Source organism: Nostoc sp., assembly GCF_035638895.1.
GTDB lineage: Bacteria > Cyanobacteriota > Cyanobacteriia > Cyanobacteriales > Nostocaceae > Nostoc.
Map to the genome: position 1 here is coordinate 1 of NZ_DASQZC010000279.1, position 18,621 is coordinate 18,621.

Here is an 18,621-nt window from a genome sequence, read left to right on the forward strand (position 1 = left end):
CAGTGGTTGTCCCAGACCTGAAGCCAGATTCTCACGCGTTACTCACCCGTCCGCCACTGTGCCCTAAAGCACCGTTCGACTTGCATGTGTTAAGCATACCGCCAGCGTTCATCCTGAGCCAGGATCAAACTCTCCGTTTTGTTGTGTTTCGAGTTTGTGGCTCCGAAAAAAATATTTCCCGGAATCCTATCTGTAATTTCGATTATTTTTTTTGGTAAATCCCAAAAATAAAATCTTTTGACGAGGATTGGTTTTTTCTTAAGCTTTCAAAGTATTATGTTTTTCAGGTTCAGCAGTCGTTTGCGTTCTTTCGCTTCCCGACTTAACTAGAATAACTAGTCATCCCCTAGTTTGTCAAGGGGTAAATTTATTTTTTTTCTAAAAATGACCAATCGCTTGACTGGCAGTACTTTCAGGTGGATGGCTTAAGCAAGGCGAGGGAGGCGAAAACAAAGTGGCTAAACTGACCGTGTAAATGAAGATAAAGATTGGCGTTACAGTGAGTCTAGCGCTGTAGAGGGACTTCAAAATTTATAATGAGTTTTTGAGAAAAAGCTAAAAACTAGACTAGGCAATAAATACAGATGATCCGACCGCGTAAGGTCTTTGCTCAACATTGGCTCAAAAGTGAAAAGGCGCTCGACGCAATTATTAAAGCAGCAGAGTGTACAGAAAGCGATCGCTCCGCCAAAGGCGATCGCATCTTGGAAATTGGTCCCGGAACCGGGATTCTGACTCGTCGTTTATTACCCTTAGTGCAATCTCTGGTTGCAGTTGAAATAGACCGCGACTTATGCCAACTGTTGTCAAAGCAGCTTGGTAAGACTGAAAATTTTTTACTGCTACAAGGTGATTTTCTCACTCTAGATTTACCATCTTATTTGGCAGCCTTTCCAAATTTTCAAAAGCCTAATAAGGTAGTAGCCAACATTCCCTACAACATTACAGGGCCAATCATTGAGAAACTACTGGGTACGATCGCTAACCCCAACCCTGAACCATTTGACTCTATAGTGTTGCTGGTACAAAAAGAAGTCGCAGAAAGGTTGTATGCTAAACCAGGATCAAAGACCTTTGGCGCGTTGAGCGTGCGGGTACAGTATTTAGCTGAGTGTGAGTTAATCTGCACAGTTCCAGCGGCCGCATTCCATCCACCGCCAAAAGTCGATTCAGCAGTGGTGCGATTGCGCCCCCGAACAATAGAAATACCAGCCCTTAATCCTCGACAGTTAGAGAATTTCTTAAAGTTGGGGTTTGGTTCCAAGCGCAAAATGTTACGAAATAATTTGCAATCAGTTATAGAACGCGATCGCCTGAGCCACTTACTGGAACAATTAAAAATAAATCCCCAAGCTAGAGCCGAAGACCTCGGTGTTCAGCAATGGGTAATTCTAGCAAACGAATTGGGAGTAGGGAGTAGGGAGTAGGGGACAAGGCAAGTTTTTTCCCATTCTCGATTCCCCATTCCCCATTCTCCATTCCCCATTCCCAGAAAATGCATTCCTACAGCCTAATCGCCCCTGCCAAAATTAACTTATATCTGGAAATCATTGGCGATGCCTCCGGCGGGCTACGCCAACGCCCCGATGGTTATCACGAGTTAGCCATGATACTTCAAAGTATTGGTCTTGCTGATCAAGTTGATGTGCGTTCCATTAGCACTGACAACATCCGTGTTCACTGCAACCACCCACAAGTACCAGCAAATAACAGTAATCTAGCATACCGGGCAGCAGAATTAATGGTGAGGCAATTTCCCGAAGCCTTTGCTAAATATGGGGGTGTGGAAATTACCGTTAATAAACAGATTCCTGTAGCTGCTGGGTTGGCTGGGGGTTCTACGAATGCAGCAGCTGTCTTGGTAGGAATAGATTTACTGTGGAAGTTGGGGCTAACTCAGTCCGAATTAGAGGAGTTGGGAGGTACACTTGGTTCAGATGTGCCGTTTTGTGTAGCGGGTGGAACTGTGATCGCAACAGGTAGAGGTGAGCAACTTTCTCCTCTGCCAAGTTTGGATAATATTTATATAGTGTTGGCAAAATACCGCAGCCTGGAAGTTTCCACCGCTTGGGCATACAAAACCTATCGAGAGCAGTTTGGTTATTCTTATATTAGAGATACCGACAATTTGGCAGCGCGTGCTAATGCAGTTCATTCTGGAGCAATAGTAAAAGCTATCGTGGATAAAGATGCGGAAGAAATTGCCCAAAAACTGCATAATGATTTAGAGCGCGTGGTGTTGCCAGCCTATCCCCAAGTCTTGCAACTGCGAGAAGTTTTTGCAAATCAAGAAGGCGTTTTAGGAACAATGATGTCTGGCTCTGGGCCAACAGTATTTGCTCTTTTTGAGTCTCAACAGCAGGCAGAACTAGTTTTGCTAAAAGTGAGAGAATCAATTCTTGATGAGGACTTAGAATTGTTTGTAACTCGGACAATCACACATGGTATTAAAGTTGCATCGTCTGTTTAAATAATTTTTTTCGTTGATGAAGCATAGGGGATAGACAAGAATTATTCTTAATGGCCCAATCCAAAATTTAAAATACAAAATCGTATGAGTGACCAAAATTTAACGCCACAAACGGATACTAAAATACAGGCGACAGCAAGTCCTTTACGCTGTTTAATTGGGGCGGTGATTTCTGGAGGAATGGGATACGCAATGTATTCGCTGATGATTGCGATCGCTACAAATTTTGCTACTAAACCTCTCCATTCAATTAATCCATTAGTAATTAGGATTTCTTCTGCTGTTAGGACTCTGGTTGTTGGTGTAGTTGCTCTGGGAAGCGGGATATTTGGTATAGTAGCAATTGGTTTGTTGGCTTTAGGGGTGCAATTATTAGTACAGGAGTTGAGCAAGCAGAGAAGTAGTGAAAACTAGTAATTTACTTTTAATCAGCAACTTAAAAACGCAAGTTTTTCTAACGGATCACGATTTTTAAGCAATTGTAGCTTCGCGTTTCTGAAAGGCTGAAGTCGAAAATAGCTTGTAGTTGGGGAACAGATAGAAAAATAGATTCAGAGTTAAACAATGAAGGTAGTGATTAGGCGATTTGATAAGAGTTAGTAGCGTACCAGTACTTTAAGAAAACTTAATTTTTTATCGGACAGCGATCGTTCTGAGAAAATCCTCTATAGTAGAGGATTTAGGTAAGATAATCATCTGCTGAAACTTACAGCTATTTTTTGATAGATAAACCATACAGCACTTCCGGCTATTATGAGGCACAATTTTACCCACATCCCTTTCCTATCCTAACTTTTGAGACTGTGTGCGTACCTCATAGCAGGCGGAAGTGCTGTAATGATCAATATATTTTTGTTTCCTGTACCTCTGCTTATTCTGCTTAAGCTTTTTGGAATTGGCGTAGACGCAAAGCGGCTTGTTGTCAGAGATCACTCTTTAAACAGCAGATGTTGTAATTTTGGTGTATGGTATAGCCCTCGACTTGAATAGATTTCGGGTTGACACTTTATAAACTGGCTCAATATTCACAAATTTATGTGGAATTGATACCAGCTACACTGAAGTTGATAGCAGCAACATCACTTATGAGCAAAATTATAAGCATAACCAAGAGATATTATTTACCATTTATTTTTTTGACAATTATTGTCAGCCTCAGCAGTTGTAGTTCTAACCCTACCGCTCGTAATATTGACAGTGGAACGCCATCCCTTACCACAACACCGACGAATAGGGCATCGTCTAAGACTCCCAGCCAAATTCCTAGCGTAGCTCAATTAAGAGAAAAATCTCCTAATCAGGAACTTCCTAAGGAAAATACGCCTTCCTCATCAACTCCTAAAGCTGCCACTAGCAAAACTACTAACGTTACGATGTATACAAGTGATACCCAATGTCAAGAACTCATTCCACAAAAGATTTCAGTACCAGCTGAAGAACCAGTAACAAATGTAGTAAGCAAAATTTTAAAAAAGCGAGATACAAGCGACTTTAGTTTGTCTGGGTATCGTGTCAACATCAAAAATGGCATTGCTACAGTTGATTTGCGAATATCCCCTGATTCAAAGCGACAAATAGCTTCTCTTTCTAGTTGTGAACAGTTTGCTTTGTTTGGCAGTCTCCGCAAAACCCTAACTAGTAATGCTCAATGGAATATTAAAGAGGTTCGCTTCACCGAGCGAGGTGAAGACATTGTTCTTTAGTTAAAGATGGTAGTCAATACCCTCATCAGCTAGCTAAAAGTTTTTCCCATTTGAACAGCCACAGGATTGATGCATCAGCAGTTCCCAAAACAGTGCATGTTTTAGTCAGTTTGAAACAGTTATAAATAGTGATATTATTGATTTTATCCTTAAGTTTATGGCAGCAATTCGCGGGTGTAATTCAGTGGTAGAATGTCACCTTCCCATGGTGAACGTCGTGGGTTCGAGTCCCATCGCCCGCTTTAAAATCAGATATACATCAGAACCTAAGCTAATTATGTGATTGCTTCTGATGGTGTTTCTGAGCAGAAATGGGATGTTTTAACCGTCATTTCCGCCGTGTTTGGTCTAATTATCGCCTTTAGCTGGTGGTGGGTTTATTTTGATAACTTGGGTGGTAAACCTATTGAGATAGCACGGACACATGGAAAAGTTGGTGTTGTTAATCTCTGGCTCTACACCCATTTACCCCTAGTGATTGGGATTACGGCTGCTGGAGTCGGTGGAGAACAAATATTGTTGAGTAAGCCAACTTTAGCACTACCCGATTCCCAGCGATCGCTCATCTGTGGTTCAGTAGCATTATGTTCTCTAGCTGTCAGTATTATTCACAGATTTGGTGTGATTTGTTATTGCAAAATCCGTTCCCAGTATAGGCTTGGGGGTGCAGTTTTGCTGCTAGCGATCGCTATCTTTGGCAAAGGTTTATTACCTGTCGCAGTCATTGGCCTTGTAGCCGTAGTTTCTGCTGGGCAAGTAGTTCAAGATTTGTATCAGAGTCGCCCCACTACGCGCTTGGTTGATCCAGAAATCTAGCTCGTGGCACAGTGGCGCACATTTGTGCGCCACTAAAACATATCCGCGTAATTCAATTACAAGAAGTTTTCTAAAACGCATCTATACTATGGAGTATTTTAATTTATATATCAGTGAATCTTTATATAGTTTTTTAAAAATAATTTAATTTCAGCATTCTAGCCCGATGTTGTAAAGCTTAGAACTCAATGTATTGCCGTCTATCAGAGGTTACAGAGCCAAAGGAGGAATGTCAAGATTAGGAGATGTACCTTTGGGTAGTGAAGTCAAGTAGGTGAAATATTTATTAATATTAGTAATAGGAAGTGTAAATTTAGCATCAGGAGTCAGAAAAAATTCTTAATGGCAGGTATTTCGCATCAATCACTAAGTTTTTCACCTACGAAACAGAAGATAATGAAAGACCAGAAACCATCAGACTCTAAGGAATTCGTCGGAAATCTCAAGAATGGGATTTGGCTGTTTGGATTGTCATCTTGGGTATTTGGCATTACTGATCGCAGCATTGCTTCATTTGCGGATGGCTATTTATCTGCTTTAGATTTGACGCAACTATTCACAGCGGCTACGTTCTTTGTAGCGTGGCTATTTTTGAAACCGACTTCTAGAATTTAAGGTCGGCAATTGGTTGAGTATCCAGCTGCTGTTTACGCTAGTTTTATAAAGATTCAGAAAGTTATCTCTTTGAATGCCATGAGGGGTGCAATACGGAATGCATAGATTTTTTAGCATTGCTCATAATTAGGGTGATTTGTAAAATCTCGGAATTACTCTGATTTCTAGTTCTCACGAAAGAGAATCAGTAGCTATACCGAGTTAGGGCAACTTTTGTGCCAGTATTTGGGCATCTTCTTCCGGGGTTAATAAACATCGTACTTGCTGGTTATACCATTACAGTGATTTTGGTGTATCTACAAAAATTTTTCTAATTTTCTGGAATTGATTATGCTCATCTGGTAGTATCTATCAGACTACCGATTTATACTGAAACTCTATAACTAACCTTCGGGGAATATAACCCCATTTTGGATTAAAAGCCCGGTCTTCATGGTCGGGCTTTTGCCATTGAAAAATGGGGCAACTCTGGAAAATCTCAGAATTACCCCAAATTTTAAAAGTAGGAGTTAAAAATTATTTTTAACTCATCACTTCTGATTAAATTAGGCAAACGCAGCGGTTGTCACATCGTTATTCGACAGAATTTCTTGCAACTCTTCAGCGTCTACTGTTTCTTTATCAACCAGCATTTGGGCGATTTGATCTAAAATGTGGCGGTTGCCCACTAACACTTCTTTAGCGCGTGTATAGGCAACATCTACAAGTTTGCGGACTTCTTCATCAATGGCAGCGGCGGTTTCTTCAGAAAAATCGCGCTCTGACATAATATCTCGTCCGAGGAACATATTACCTTGTTGACGACCAAGAGCAACTGGGCCTAAGCGATCGCTCATGCCAAATCGGGTAATCATCTGACGGGCAACCCGTGCTACTTGTTGTAAGTCGTTAGAAGCACCAGTGGTAACTTCTTCTTCACCAAAGATTAATTCTTCAGCAATCCGACCACCCAAAGCCACAGCCATCTGATTTTCCAGATAAGCACGGCTGTATAAACCGGTGTCCATCCGGTCTTCGCTGGGGGTAAACCAAGTTAAACCACCTGCACGACCGCGAGGAATGATGCTAATCTTCTGCACAGGATCGTAGTCTGGCATCAAAGCACCAACTAAGGCGTGACCAGCTTCATGATAAGCTACCAAGGTTTTGCGCTTTTCGCTCATTACCCGGTCTTTCTTCTCTGGGCCAGCTAATACGCGATCAATCGCGTCGTTGATTTCATCCATCGAAATTTCCGTCAAATTCCGGCGTGCTGCTAGAATTGCGGCTTCATTGAGCAGGTTGGATAAATCTGCACCAGTGAATCCAGGAGTACGACGGGCAATTTTATCCAAGTCCACATCTTTCGCCAAGGTCTTGCCACGGGCGTGAACCTTGAGAATTTCGCTGCGTCCGGCATAGTCGGGACGGTCTACCACAACTTGACGGTCAAAGCGACCAGGACGCAATAGGGCTGCATCTAGGACATCAGGACGGTTGGTAGCGGCAATAATGATAATGCCAGTGTTACCTTCAAAGCCATCCATTTCTGTGAGCAACTGGTTGAGGGTTTGTTCCCGCTCATCGTTACCACCACCTAAACCTGCACCCCGTTGACGACCTACGGCGTCAATTTCATCGATGAAGACGATACAAGGAGCATTGGTCTTAGCTTGTTCAAATAAATCGCGGACGCGGGATGCACCCACACCAACGAACATTTCCACAAATTCTGAACCGGAGATGGAGAAGAAGGGTACACCTGCTTCACCAGCTACGGCACGAGCTAGGAGGGTTTTACCTGTACCAGGAGGGCCAACTAACAGTACACCTTTAGGAATTTTTGCACCAACGGCGGTAAAGCGATCGGCGTTTTTCAGAAAGTCTACAACTTCGTTTAATTCCAACTTGGCTTGGTCAATACCAGCTACATCGCCAAATGTTACCTGAGTTTGTGGTTCCATTTGGACTCTAGCTTTGGATTTGCCAAAGTTCATCGCTTGGCTACCTGGGCCACTTTGAGCGCGACGTAGCAAGAAGAATAAGCCAACCAAAAGCAATACAGGAAAAAATAAGCTGCTTAGTGCCTTAAACCAAAATCCTTCGTCGGTTTGGGGCAAAACAGAAATATCAACGCCTTTAGAAGTCAAAGTATTGATCAAGTCTGGATCGTTGACTAAGGTAACAATCCGTTTAGCTGGGTCATATTTGGGTGTAACCAGTGCTGTAGAGCGGTCTGCACTCAAACTAACTTTTTCTACTCTGCCTTGCTGAACTTCTTGAATAAAGCGACTGTATCGCCATGTCTCTCTACTTTGGGGTTGTTTGTCAAAAAATGCTGTTCCCAGCGCAATTACGACAATAAACAGCAGCGCGTACAGCCCTGCATTTCTCCATCTTTTATTCACTAAGGTCTATCCTCCGGTATTTTTCGCGCAATCGCCTAGCTTCTCTGCTCGGAAAGGTGATTATTAAGAATTATGTTAACTTATCTTAAGATATAACAAATTTGGCGTGGTTGTCATGCTAAAAAAAGCTCCCTTATTAGCTGAAAACTTTGATGGTAGGGATTATATTGTAGCGACCCTGAAGGCTGATGAACGGTATGAATGGGAATAATTTCTACCACACTATTAGTGTAGGCGATCGCTTCAAACCCCTGCACTAACTCCACGCTCCAAGGTTCTTCCTGCACTGGCATCTGGTGGTTTTTCAACCAGTTTACAAGTTGCGATCGCACAATTCCCGGCAAAATTCCGGCCTTTATTGGTGGCGTGTACCAACTGCGATCGCGCCATCCCCAAAGGTTGCCTGTGCTAGTTTCTAGCCAATTTGCTTGAGCATCAACTAATATTGCTTCTTGAGCATCTAAACTAGTTTTTGCCAACCAAGCACTCAAATAGTTTCCAGTTTTATGAGAGGGGAGAGAGCGATAAAATTCCAAACTGGCAACAGCGCAGTATATACCATTATTTTGTTTTTCTGTCAAATTTTGTGGTAATAATCTGCCAGTTATCCACTCCCGTCCATCGGGAAAGAGGGTAATTCTGAGAACGGGGAAGTGTCTGAGGATAATTTGGGCGCCTTGACGTAGACGGTTCCAATCTGGTTGTTGCCAACCAAAAGATTGTAATGAGAAAAGTAAGCGATCGCAGTGTGCTTGCCAATTAGTTAAATTACTATTTAGTGAGTTCTGATAAACCCGCAATGTTGTAAAAACAGTTGCCCCATAAAGTAAACCCGGATCATTAATGTTTAATTCTAGGGTTTGGGAGTGAATTAATTTACCGTCATACCAAAAAATATTATTTGTCACAACCAAATTGCTTGTTGCTACAACTCTATTGAAAAGTGATGACTTGTAATGCTCATACGCTGCATGAGATAAAACCTGTGGGCTGCAAATCGGTGAACACCAGAATCAAGACTCAGGTGTTTACACTCATGATTTCTTGCATATTCAATTGTCCACTGAAATAACTGTTGACCATAGCTATGTGACCGATTAAACTCATCAACAACTAAATCATCAATGTATAAAAACTTTCCCGATGCTAAACAACTAGAAATGCGAAATCCAGCCACTGCCAGAGTTTGCTCCTCTATTTTCAAGAATGCAAGTTGATATCTTTCTTTCATTTGATATCGAACTTGTTCTACAAACTTAGCCTCCTCAAGGTGAGGGCGCAACTGGGACATAACAGGAAAACACCCTAATATTTGAAAGTCAGATTCTGCCAATTGTATTGACATGAGTGTTAACCTACTCAATCATGTATGGTAAATTTGAACCCGATTGGGCGAATATAATTTGCTACTACACTTGCAGCAACCTGTTATAACTAATAATTTAATCTTTTGGGGGGAATAGAATTTTGTGAGTTCCTTCAGTAGTTGTAATAACTTTTCCTCCCAAAGCTTCAATTTCCCTAATTGCACGTTTTTGAGTTCTTTCATCAACTTGATTACTTAAAACCATTGACCATGTAGAAATTTGAGCATATTTGCTGTTGGGATTTCGACCCAGAAATTCAGCAGTTTTTTGAGAACTATGAGCAATCATCTGACTCTCTGAATCTGAAAAGTTACTAGCCCAGTTTGCTGCCGTTGCAAAAGACTGTTGGGCAGCTTGAGCGTTTCCTAAAAATAATAACTCATCAACTCCTTTATAACGCCATATATAATAAGACTTTTCGGGAACTGAAGGAGATAGTAGTTTTAAGCCTTTCTCTGATAATGCGATCGCACGTTCTGGCATAGCAGCATACAATGAAGTACTAATAGAAAGACCGCGATACGCTGCTAAAAATCGTGGGTCACGTTCTAGGATGATTTCAAAATACTCTGGACTTAAACTGTAACCTGTTTTATCTCGAACTTCATCATCTCCGAAATATTGGAGAAAATTGAGATATACCAAATCTGCAATGAAATTATTATAACCAAAAGTAGGCATTCTTTTGAGAAAATTGAGACGGATATTTTCAGATTGTATTTCTTTTTCTAAAGTTTCTAAAGACGCAGATTGCTTGCTATTTATTATTTTTTGCAATTGAGGAAATTGAATCAAGCCAACTCCTAAAATACACACAGAAATTATAAAAGGTGTAGCAATGGCTTTCAGTGACAACAACATATTTATCTTGTCTTCCCAGGTATAAGCAACTTATTGTATACAATATACTTCTTGTAAAATTACTCAGCCATATAATCACAGGAGAGCATACATCAAGGCGCTACCCTACCCTTCAGTAAAGACCAAGTAAGAGTAAATAAGCCTATCTTTCCTCAAGAAAAACCGAAAACAGGTAGATCGGCAAACTATATATAAATTTTTAGTGCTAAATTATACTTTATTTTTAAGTACCGTAGCGCAGAATTTACAAAAAAGCGTGGAAAAGTTGTATGGATTTTTCATGGGATTGCGAAATATTCCAAGAAGCCCGAATTATTGCCGTTTATGTCGCTGATCGAACCAAAACTTGGCGAGTACATTTTAAGTTTTATAAAGCCACGAGTTGGGAAGCTCATCATACGTGGGTTACTGCAATGATGAGTATTTAACAATTCAGAATTTAAAAAGGTCTGAGAGCAAGTGAATTTAAACGCGAGAATGAATCTGCCAACATTGCCCAGCGATCGCCCAATCTTCTTGAGTATGAATAACTAATACCCGTACTGCTGAATCGGGTGTGGCAATATCCTCATCAACAGCCTGCTGCTGATTTTTTTCAAGGTCTATTTTTAATCCCAAAAAACCAAAAGCTTCACAGGCGGCTTGGCGAATTTCCGCAGAGTGTTCGCCTACGCCTGCTGTGAATACTAAAGCATCTAATCCGCCTAAACTAGTAAGCATTGCACCTATACCAGAACGTAGGCGATGTACATAGATATCCCATGCCAGTTGAGCGCGGGAATTACCTTGAGCAATCGCTTCTCTCACTTCACGCATATCGCTAGATACACCCGAAATTCCTTTTAACCCAGAAGCTTTATTTAATACATGATCCAACTTTTCGACGGAATAATTGCAGTAACGCAACAGATAAATCAAAATCCCCGGATCAATTGAACCAGAACGACTACCCATCATCAATCCTTCTACGGGCGTGAATCCCATTGTGGTATCAATGCTGCGACCGTTTTTAATTGCCGCCAAAGAGCAGCCATTGCCTAGATGACAGGTAATTAACCGCTCAGGGGGAACATCTTGACCAAGAATTTGGGCAGCACGTTGAGAACAGTATTGGTGACTGATACCATGAAACCCATAGCGACGGATTCCTTGTTCTACCCACTCATAAGGGCCGGGATAGATTGCTGCTGCATCGGGTAGGGTGGCATGAAATCCGGTATCAAATACAGCTATTTGGGTGACATCTTTTAAGATTTTTTCAATTGCTTCTATGCCTGACAAAGCGGCTGGATTATGTGCTGGAGCTAGGTTAGATGAACGAGCGATCGCCTTTTTAACATCCTCAGTAATTATCACACTATCTCGATAATCCTCTCCACCATGTACTATGCGATGCCCCACCACATCAATTTCTGACAACTGATCAATTACTTTGGTATCACCATCACTAAGTGTATTGAGCATATAACTGAGGTGTACCTGTGGGGAATCACCAGAGATTAATTTTTGCAGTGTTGCACCCGTACCAGTTTTCACTTCAATTTCTGCTACACCCCGATCTTGAGTCCAGTTGATTTTCCCTTCCCAAAGAGGTTGGGCTGCTTGGGTGGAGAAAGCCTCATCTGCAATCTCATACAGACAACTCTTTTGGCTGCTTGATCCGGCATTCAGCACCAATATTTTCATACGACAACATAAAAACATGACCTTTTTTGATCATGTCAGCAAGTGTAACTTTATGCTTCTACCCTACAGGCATAATATGTAGCAAAGTTGCGCTTCCATCGCTAAAATTTTATTGAATCATTTTTTAAAGCGATCGCTCACAGATTTTCTATGAGGCAGCAACCTCCTGATTAGTGGCAGATTTTCAGCCAGAAGACTTTGATATTCTTTTTCAGAGATGTCTACTAATACTCATTAGATTCAAGGTTTTGTTTCATCTCAATACCGACGGCACGAGCAGCCGTATCTGAACTTTGTAGCAGTGTATTTGACACATTGTGCTGCTCAACTTGGCTTCGGTTTTGACTAAGCTTATACTTACCTTCCAAGCGTGTAACAGTTATTTCAAATCCCACAATGCCATTCATCATACCTTCACGAAATCCCTCAGATAAACTGTGCCAATGCGATTTATAGTCAGCTTCGTAGGTATCTATCATCTCGTTTATCATTTGGTTCATTGATTCTGGAGATTCATTGAGCATGATGACTTTGGGAATACCATACGCGTGAACGGCAATATAGTTCCACGTAGGTACACTCTCATACTTTTCATACAAGGTAGGAGAAATGTAAGCGTGCGCTCCGGTGAAGATAGCAAGCAACTCAGTGCCAAGAGCTTGTGATTGAGGATTTTGCTTTGCCAGATGACCAATTAATTTAACAGCATCCCCTTGCATTGCAATGACGAGAGGAACATGTGAAGCATAAGGTACACCGTCTATAATCGATACCAACGTAGCGAAACTATTGGCTCTCATAAAGGCGATCAATTTATCAACATTATCTTCTTGAAAAGCGGTTGGTCTATACATGGTGATTTAACGTTACTCTCAACTCATAAAAGTCCTCTAGCTCTCATTCGGATAGCAAGCGGAGAATGCTCAACTTTCACCGCCTCTTTTCTCAATTCGGCAAACCATCTACCCGCATTAAATCCAATTCTCGTTCAAATATTTCATCAATTGGCAACATTTGACCATCGACAGTCATAAATTTATGGTCTTTTGTTGCCCGAATCAATGAACCATCTTCCAAAGAATATTCAAACACCTCTTGTTGTCCGCGATTGTGCCACTGTGCTATCGGTTGCGTGTAAATATTTCCATTATTATCAACGCTGTACACAGTACATTCAATGCGTTTTTCTACAATTTCCCCAATCGGCAACAATCCATATTCTACTGTCAATATTTCCGTATCATAGCTTAAACAATATTCAGCAAACTTCAACATTTGCTCAAATAATTCATCCGCAACTTTTTTTTGAACACCATTTTTAGCTGCGCCATCCACGAATTTTTCTCGCTGCTTTTGCATCTCAGAAACTTTCTTTTTACCCATTGCCCGACGCAGCAAGTCAGCTTGTCCTAAAGAATATCCTGCCATATCCTGAGCAATTTTCATGATTTGCTCTTGATAGACCATAATTCCATAGGTTTCGTCTAATATTGGTTCTAAAATGGTGTGTTGATAATCAATCTTTTCTCGACCATGTTTGCGGTTAATAAACTTAGGAATCAGTCCTGCATCTAATGGGCCCGGTCGATAAAGTGCCAAAATTGAAGAAATATCTTCTATATTAGAAGGTTTCAAATCTCGCACAATCTGACGCATTCCAGAAGATTCTAATTGAAATATCCCTTCTAACTCACCTGCTTCTAGTAATTCATAAGTTTTTTGTACATCTTTAGGTAGACTACTATGTTCACCTTTGGCTAATATCTTCTGGGCTTTTCTTTCCTGGCGAGGAATTTCATCAGGATCGACCCGATATCCTCTCGTTTCTTGAATCAAATCAACGGTCTTTTGAATTAGCGTTAGGTTCCGTAAACCCAGAAAATCCATTTTCAACAAACCCATTGATTCCAAATCTTCCATGAAATATTGGGTAATTACGGAACCGTCATTATTCTTCTGTAGCGGCACAATCTCATCAAGTGGTTCGTCTGAAATCACCACACCTGCGGCATGAACACCAAAAGTTTTGTTAGTTCCTTCAATTCGCATCGCCATATCAAGCCAATGGCGAACATGGGGTTCTTTATCATATTTCTGTTTAAACTCTGGTTCTGGGGTTTGATCGGAAACCATCACCTTGAGTTTCGTTGGTTTCCCCCGCACCACAGGAATTAATTTCGCCATTTTGTCAGCTTCCCCATACGGGATATTTAATACTCTGGCGACATCTTTCAAAACGGCTTTAGAAGTTAGGCGGTTAAAAGTAATAATTTGGGCAACTCTATCTGCACCATATTTCTCAGTTACGTATTCAATAACTTTATCTCTTTGTTCAATACAAAAATCTGTATCAATATCAGGCATGGATTTGCGCTCTGGGTTCAAAAAGCGCTCAAATAGTAGCCCATGATGCACAGGGTCAATGTTAGTAATTCGCATTGCATAAGCAACTAATGAACCAGCAGCAGAACCTCGACCTGGCCCTACAGGAATGTTATTATCTCTAGCAAATTTGATGTAGTCCCATACAACTAAAAAGTATTTGGAAAAACCCATCTGCTGAATCATTTTTAGTTCGTATTCCAATCTTTCTTTATAGACGGAATCGACTTCATTGCGAGATTTGCGATTTAAGCGTTCTAAAAGTCCACTCCATGCAACATCTTCAGCGTAAGTGTCAGCAGTATGACCAGAGGGAATTGGGGGCGTAGGAATCTGAGGCTCACCCATGATATGGTAAGGCTCGACTTTATCGGCTACTTCTTCAGTAGTAGCGATCGCTTCGGCAATTACATCATCCGGCAAATGGTCACGAAATAGCTGCTGCATCTCTTCGCCAGATTTGAGATACTCTGTGCCGCTATAACGCATCCGCTTATCTTCAATAATTAACTTGCCAGTTTGAATACATAGCAAAGCGTCGTGGGCTTCAACGTCAAAACAAGAGATAAAATGCGAATCATTGGTAGCAACAATTTTAATCCCTAGTTCCCGCGCAATTTTGACAATTTCAACATTCACAATCCGGTCTTCTTGGGAACCGTGGTCTTGAATTTCTAGATAATAATCATCACCAAATACATCTTTATACCACTGAGCAACTTTTCGGGCTGCATCTGGTCTATTACTGAGAATCGCTTGGGGAATTTCTCCACCCAAACAAGCACTGGTGACAATCAAGCCTTCATGATATTGTTTTAGTAAATCTTTATTAATACAAGGACGAGAAAAAATTCCTTTACCTTGAACACCTTTGAGGTGAGAAATAGTAGTTAACTTGACTAAATTTTTGTAACCTTTAGTATTTTTAGCTAAAACTACTTGGTGATATTTGGGACGGCGTTCTTGTTTTTCAATATCGCCGTTAATTATATACATTTCATTGCCGATAATCGGCTTAATATTTTGACTACGGCAGATTTTGATCAGTTCAACAGCTCCATACATGACACCATGATCGGTAAGAGCGATCGCTTTCATCCCCAGTGCGATCGCTTGATCCACCAACTCTGGTAGCTGACTTGCTCCATCAAGTAGACTGTAGTCACTGTGAATATGTAAAGGGACAAAGGACATAAGCATCTCCAACCACAAGCCAAGATATCTCTAGGGGCCTACCTTGTGGTGTACCCTTTCGAGCTAGATTTTGCAAACCAACGGAATCTTAGATTAACAGTTTTTACCTAAAATTAAAGCTGTTCTTTTTGCGAAATTTTCACTGTCATAAGTGTTGTTTTAATAGTTACAGCAGTTCATCAGCATCTAACTAATGAGTCAAACAGAGAGTACTACTTCGGCTAAAACCAAAGCTAGCCCTTGGTGGCAGCGTATCCCTCTCACATTGCAAATTCTCATCGCCCTAGTAGCCGCAGTCAGCGTTGGAATTGCCCTTGGTGCGGGGAATCCCAATCCAAGTAATGCCACCTTAATCAACAATTTAGCAATTCCGGCACAGTTGGTGCTAAAGGCTCTCCGCGCCCTAGCTACGCCCTTGATTTTGGTAGCGGTGCTGCACACCTTAATGACTACGAATATTCCTGGTACAGCCGGACGGCGGTTAGCAGTACTACTTTTAACTAACACTACCGTAGCTATTTTAGTCGGGCTTCTCGTAGCAAATGTGCTGCGTCCTGGCACTTGGGGCAATGTAGCCACCTCAACAACTACAGAAGTAACTACTGAAAGTCTTGATCCTTGGGGAATACTCAAAGATGCTGTACCGGAAGCTGTTTTGAAGCCATTAGTTGATAATAATGTAATTCAACTAATTGTGATTGCCCTGAGTTTTGGCATCGTTCTGCGGGGATTAAAATCTGAACAAATTGCCCAAGGGAAAAAAGGATATCAGCCGATAGAGGATGTCATCGGGATTTTGTTTGAAGCGGTAGCCCGTGTCCTCAACTGGGTAATTGCCTTAGTGCCTTTCGCAGTCTTTGGGATTGTTGCTAAAACAGTTGCTATGCAAGGATTTGCACCGTTTAAATCATTGGGTGCATTTATCGTGGCGGTGCTGTTAGCACTGTTATTGCAGGCGTGCTACTACCTCACCAGAGTAAAATTTGGTTCTTGGGTACATCCACTAAAATTCCTAGCTGGCGGTTCTGATGCCTTTTTGACAGCTTTCTCGACTTCTTCCTCTGCGGCGGCAATGCCCGTAACCTTTGAGGTTTTGCAAACAAAAGTCGGTTTAAGGGAATCTTCTGCTGCCTTGGGGGCATTAGTAGGGGCAAATTTCAATAATGATGGTACTGCCCTCTATGAAGCAATGTCTGCGTTGTATATTTCCCAACTAATTGGGCAACATCTGAGTCTGGGACAGCAGTTAATTGTCATCCTTACCTCAATTTTTGCATCTGTAGGTGCGGCGAATATTCCCAATGCTGGGCTGGTAACGATGACACTGGTGTTTACTTCTGTAGGCTTACCTACCCAATACATTGCTTTGCTAGTTACTATCGACTGGTTTCTGGATCGCTGCCGCACCGCGATTAATGTTATGGGAGATATGACTGTCAGTGCTTTACTTGATGGCAAAAAGCCTCATTCTGTAGACGAGGCTTAGTTTTACCGCTTTTGAGGTATCTAATGCTGTTGAGGCCCTTTGGCATCACATTCTTTAGCCCAGCAGCGTTCTAGAAGTCGAAGACGCCAGATCAATGCAAAGCGTTGGGGATTCAATACTAATTTAGTATCCTGACTAAATAAAGGCTGATTTAGATACTGCCAAAGGGGAAATTGAATTTTGGTGTGTTTTGGATTTGGAGTCATAAGAAGAACAAATATTATAAAAGTTTATTGGTGATTGGCATTTTGTTTAACAATTGCCTGATGCTGTTTTTCTAGTTAAAGGCTACACTGCGTTTTTGCAATTGTCCTGGTGGCAATTGCGGAATTTCAGTAAGTAAGTTTATGTTGTTTCCGCTTTAATACTGAAATTGCACACACTATTTTTCTGATTTCCCATCCCGTGACAAGTCATACCATTTCACAACATTCGTGGTACAGCGTTGATTAAGAGCGTACAAATCTACGCCCCTACAGTCAATTGATCTGTTACAAAGATTTTTAGAAGCGATCGCATCGGCATCCAGAATCTTAACTCGGTAGCTTGTTACAAAATCGGGTAGTGTGGCATTGAGGTGTCGAATTATAGCTTATAAAAGACTTGTAATTTCTGTTACTAACTGTGAATTTATAGTTAATTTGATCATAAGGTTGGTTCTATAGTAATTATTGGTTTTAAAGGAGAGCAAAGTCTTGCTTACCTTAATATTAGAGGATAATGAAATTAGCAGCAGTGAGCGTTGTAGTACTAATACCAGTCAGCGTTGCCAAAATTTCATCAGTAGCAGTCACTATAATGTTGCTACCAACGAAACTTAGTTGATTGAAGGTCAAACCACCAGACAAGCCAATCAAATCGTTGCTCTTGCAGAAGTCGTTAATAATATCAGTACCTTTAGACAGGATAAAGGTGTTAAGATTCTTTTTCGGAGATGTCTATTGGATTAGGTGCCATTGGTGTTGATCCTTCTAAATTATAAATTTTGATCTGCTCCCACCGTTACCACGCGGCGAATTTCGTCGCTGCGAAACCCGATCGCCATTGGACGACGTACCCCCAAAAGTGCTACCACATCGTACAATTCCAGCACTACCCCCTTCATTCGTAAGGAATGGACAATATCGCCGCTTCTGAGATCAATCACTAGTAACCCACAGCGAGGCTCAACGTTTTTCTGTTGCAATTTATCGTCTAGGGGCAAGCCGCTAAAGGTCTTGTTATGCCTGGGTTGAGAAATTCCCACTACTGCAAAGTCGCCATGAAATGCACAACCGCGCAGATATCCCGGACAGAAAGCCACTGGCTCAAATACTCCCCGCTTTAAATCGACAAAGCCAAACTCTCCCGCGCCTGAGTTGAGCAGCCAGAGTTTTTCCTGATGCCAGCGTGCGGAATGGGGCATAGATAACCCCTGCAACACGATTTCATTGCTTTCTACGTCAATGACACAGCCACCATTTGCCCGATGCTCCCGCCAGCCTTCTGCTACATCTGACTGGCTGACGGCAGTAACATATTTAGGTTTTCCTTGCTGCATTGCCAACCCATTCAGGTGACATCGATCTTCCGCCGCTAGCTTGCTGATAAAGGTTGGTTGCCAGAGAGGAACGAAACTGTGGGTTTCGCTGACTGTTGCTAAACAACTAAATAA

General features: G+C 41.5%; 16 protein-coding genes, 1 tRNA gene, 1 rRNA gene and 1 pseudogene. 8 read left to right on the top strand and 11 right to left on the bottom strand.

The window, feature by feature from the left end; translation table 11 throughout:
- Nucleotides 1-140: ribosomal RNA gene (locus tag VE944_RS13365) — 16S ribosomal RNA — on the bottom strand; the annotation flags it as partial.
- Nucleotides 141-584: 444 nt separating this feature from the next.
- Between VE944_RS13365 and rsmA the strand changes: the two genes are divergently transcribed.
- The 7 genes and pseudogenes from rsmA (at nt 585) to VE944_RS13400 (ending at nt 5,604) form a co-directional block, all read left to right on the top strand.
- A complete protein-coding gene (gene rsmA, locus VE944_RS13370; RefSeq protein ID WP_324977732.1) occupies nt 585-1,427 on the top strand; it encodes a 16S rRNA (adenine(1518)-N(6)/adenine(1519)-N(6))-dimethyltransferase RsmA in 843 nt (280 codons plus the stop codon).
- A 68-nt stretch (nt 1,428-1,495) separates the two neighbouring features.
- On the top strand, nt 1,496-2,470 hold the full coding sequence (ispE, locus tag VE944_RS13375) for a 4-(cytidine 5'-diphospho)-2-C-methyl-D-erythritol kinase (protein ID WP_324977734.1): 975 nt from the start codon (nt 1,496-1,498) through the stop codon (nt 2,468-2,470).
- A gap of 84 nt (nt 2,471-2,554) precedes the next feature.
- Nucleotides 2,555-2,884, top strand: coding sequence for a DUF3082 domain-containing protein (locus VE944_RS13380; RefSeq protein WP_324977736.1), 330 nt, complete (start codon nt 2,555-2,557; stop codon nt 2,882-2,884).
- Between the two features lie 671 nt (nt 2,885-3,555).
- A complete protein-coding gene (locus VE944_RS13385) occupies nt 3,556-4,173 on the top strand; it encodes a sporulation/spore germination protein (RefSeq protein ID WP_324977738.1) in 618 nt (205 codons plus the stop codon).
- A gap of 170 nt (nt 4,174-4,343) precedes the next feature.
- Nucleotides 4,344-4,415 (top strand) — tRNA-Gly (locus tag VE944_RS13390).
- 49 nt (nt 4,416-4,464) lie between these two features.
- Nucleotides 4,465-4,989 (top strand): annotated as a pseudogene (locus VE944_RS13395) (low temperature requirement protein A); the annotation flags it as partial.
- A 396-nt stretch (nt 4,990-5,385) separates the two neighbouring features.
- A complete protein-coding gene (locus VE944_RS13400; protein WP_190944557.1) occupies nt 5,386-5,604 on the top strand; it encodes a hypothetical protein in 219 nt (72 codons plus the stop codon).
- A gap of 545 nt (nt 5,605-6,149) precedes the next feature.
- Here the strand turns inward: VE944_RS13400 and ftsH3 are convergent.
- From ftsH3 to VE944_RS13435, 7 genes are all read right to left on the bottom strand, one after another.
- Nucleotides 6,150-7,991, bottom strand: a complete 1,842-nt coding sequence (gene ftsH3 / locus VE944_RS13405) for an ATP-dependent zinc metalloprotease FtsH3 (protein WP_190729958.1) — start codon at nt 7,989-7,991, stop codon at nt 6,150-6,152.
- Nucleotides 7,992-8,104: 113 nt separating this feature from the next.
- Nucleotides 8,105-8,899 carry an aminotransferase class IV gene (locus tag VE944_RS13410; RefSeq protein WP_324977742.1) on the bottom strand — a complete coding sequence of 265 codons (795 nt, stop codon included), beginning with the start codon at nt 8,897-8,899 and terminating at the stop codon, nt 8,105-8,107.
- Nucleotides 8,900-8,916: 17 nt separating this feature from the next.
- On the bottom strand, nt 8,917-9,336 hold the full coding sequence (locus tag VE944_RS13415; protein WP_324977744.1) for a GNAT family N-acetyltransferase: 420 nt from the start codon (nt 9,334-9,336) through the stop codon (nt 8,917-8,919).
- 97 nt (nt 9,337-9,433) lie between these two features.
- Nucleotides 9,434-10,219, bottom strand: coding sequence for a hypothetical protein (locus tag VE944_RS13420; RefSeq protein ID WP_324977745.1), 786 nt, complete (start codon nt 10,217-10,219; stop codon nt 9,434-9,436).
- A 465-nt stretch (nt 10,220-10,684) separates the two neighbouring features.
- Entirely contained in the window at nt 10,685-11,905 is a 1,221-nt protein-coding gene (locus VE944_RS13425) for an acetate kinase (RefSeq protein ID WP_324977757.1), read from the bottom strand.
- A gap of 224 nt (nt 11,906-12,129) precedes the next feature.
- Entirely contained in the window at nt 12,130-12,759 is a 630-nt protein-coding gene (locus VE944_RS13430; RefSeq protein WP_324977747.1) for an FMN-binding negative transcriptional regulator, read from the bottom strand.
- 91 nt (nt 12,760-12,850) lie between these two features.
- Nucleotides 12,851-15,481, bottom strand: a complete 2,631-nt coding sequence (locus tag VE944_RS13435) for a DNA polymerase III subunit alpha (protein WP_324977749.1) — start codon at nt 15,479-15,481, stop codon at nt 12,851-12,853.
- Between the two features lie 193 nt (nt 15,482-15,674).
- On the opposite strand from VE944_RS13435, the gene VE944_RS13440 reads away from it, so the two are divergent.
- A complete protein-coding gene (locus VE944_RS13440; protein WP_324977751.1) occupies nt 15,675-16,967 on the top strand; it encodes a dicarboxylate/amino acid:cation symporter in 1,293 nt (430 codons plus the stop codon).
- 20 nt (nt 16,968-16,987) lie between these two features.
- Here VE944_RS13440 and VE944_RS13445 read toward each other — a convergent pair whose 3' ends face one another.
- The 3 genes from VE944_RS13445 to VE944_RS13455 all read right to left on the bottom strand — a co-directional run.
- Complete coding sequence (locus VE944_RS13445; RefSeq protein ID WP_118168672.1) at nt 16,988-17,173, bottom strand: hypothetical protein; 186 nt, start codon at nt 17,171-17,173, stop codon at nt 16,988-16,990.
- A gap of 504 nt (nt 17,174-17,677) precedes the next feature.
- Nucleotides 17,678-17,824 carry a hypothetical protein gene (locus tag VE944_RS13450; RefSeq protein ID WP_324977754.1) on the bottom strand — a complete coding sequence of 49 codons (147 nt, stop codon included), beginning with the start codon at nt 17,822-17,824 and terminating at the stop codon, nt 17,678-17,680.
- Between the two features lie 119 nt (nt 17,825-17,943).
- On the bottom strand, nt 17,944-18,621 hold a 678-nt coding region (locus VE944_RS13455), incomplete at its 5' end, for a TIGR03032 family protein (RefSeq protein WP_324977755.1).

Bases quoted from the DNA above. Each gene is read 5' to 3' on its own strand.
- VE944_RS13435 (WP_324977749.1), bottom strand. From the start codon at position 15,481: ATGTCCTTTGTCCCTTTACATATTCACAGTGACTACAGTCTACTTGAT.
- VE944_RS13440 (WP_324977751.1), top strand. From the start codon at position 15,675: ATGAGTCAAACAGAGAGTACTACTTCGGCTAAAACCAAAGCTAGCCCT.
- VE944_RS13380 (WP_324977736.1), top strand. From the start codon at position 2,555: ATGAGTGACCAAAATTTAACGCCACAAACGGATACTAAAATACAGGCG.
- VE944_RS13420 (WP_324977745.1), bottom strand. From the start codon at position 10,219: ATGTTGTTGTCACTGAAAGCCATTGCTACACCTTTTATAATTTCTGTG.
- VE944_RS13430 (WP_324977747.1), bottom strand. From the start codon at position 12,759: ATGTATAGACCAACCGCTTTTCAAGAAGATAATGTTGATAAATTGATC.
- VE944_RS13425 (WP_324977757.1), bottom strand. From the start codon at position 11,905: ATGAAAATATTGGTGCTGAATGCCGGATCAAGCAGCCAAAAGAGTTGT.
- rsmA (WP_324977732.1), top strand. From the start codon at position 585: ATGATCCGACCGCGTAAGGTCTTTGCTCAACATTGGCTCAAAAGTGAA.
- VE944_RS13445 (WP_118168672.1), bottom strand. From the start codon at position 17,173: ATGACTCCAAATCCAAAACACACCAAAATTCAATTTCCCCTTTGGCAG.
- VE944_RS13400 (WP_190944557.1), top strand. From the start codon at position 5,386: ATGAAAGACCAGAAACCATCAGACTCTAAGGAATTCGTCGGAAATCTC.
- VE944_RS13415 (WP_324977744.1), bottom strand. From the start codon at position 9,336: ATGTCAATACAATTGGCAGAATCTGACTTTCAAATATTAGGGTGTTTT.
- VE944_RS13385 (WP_324977738.1), top strand. From the start codon at position 3,556: ATGAGCAAAATTATAAGCATAACCAAGAGATATTATTTACCATTTATT.
- ispE (WP_324977734.1), top strand. From the start codon at position 1,496: ATGCATTCCTACAGCCTAATCGCCCCTGCCAAAATTAACTTATATCTG.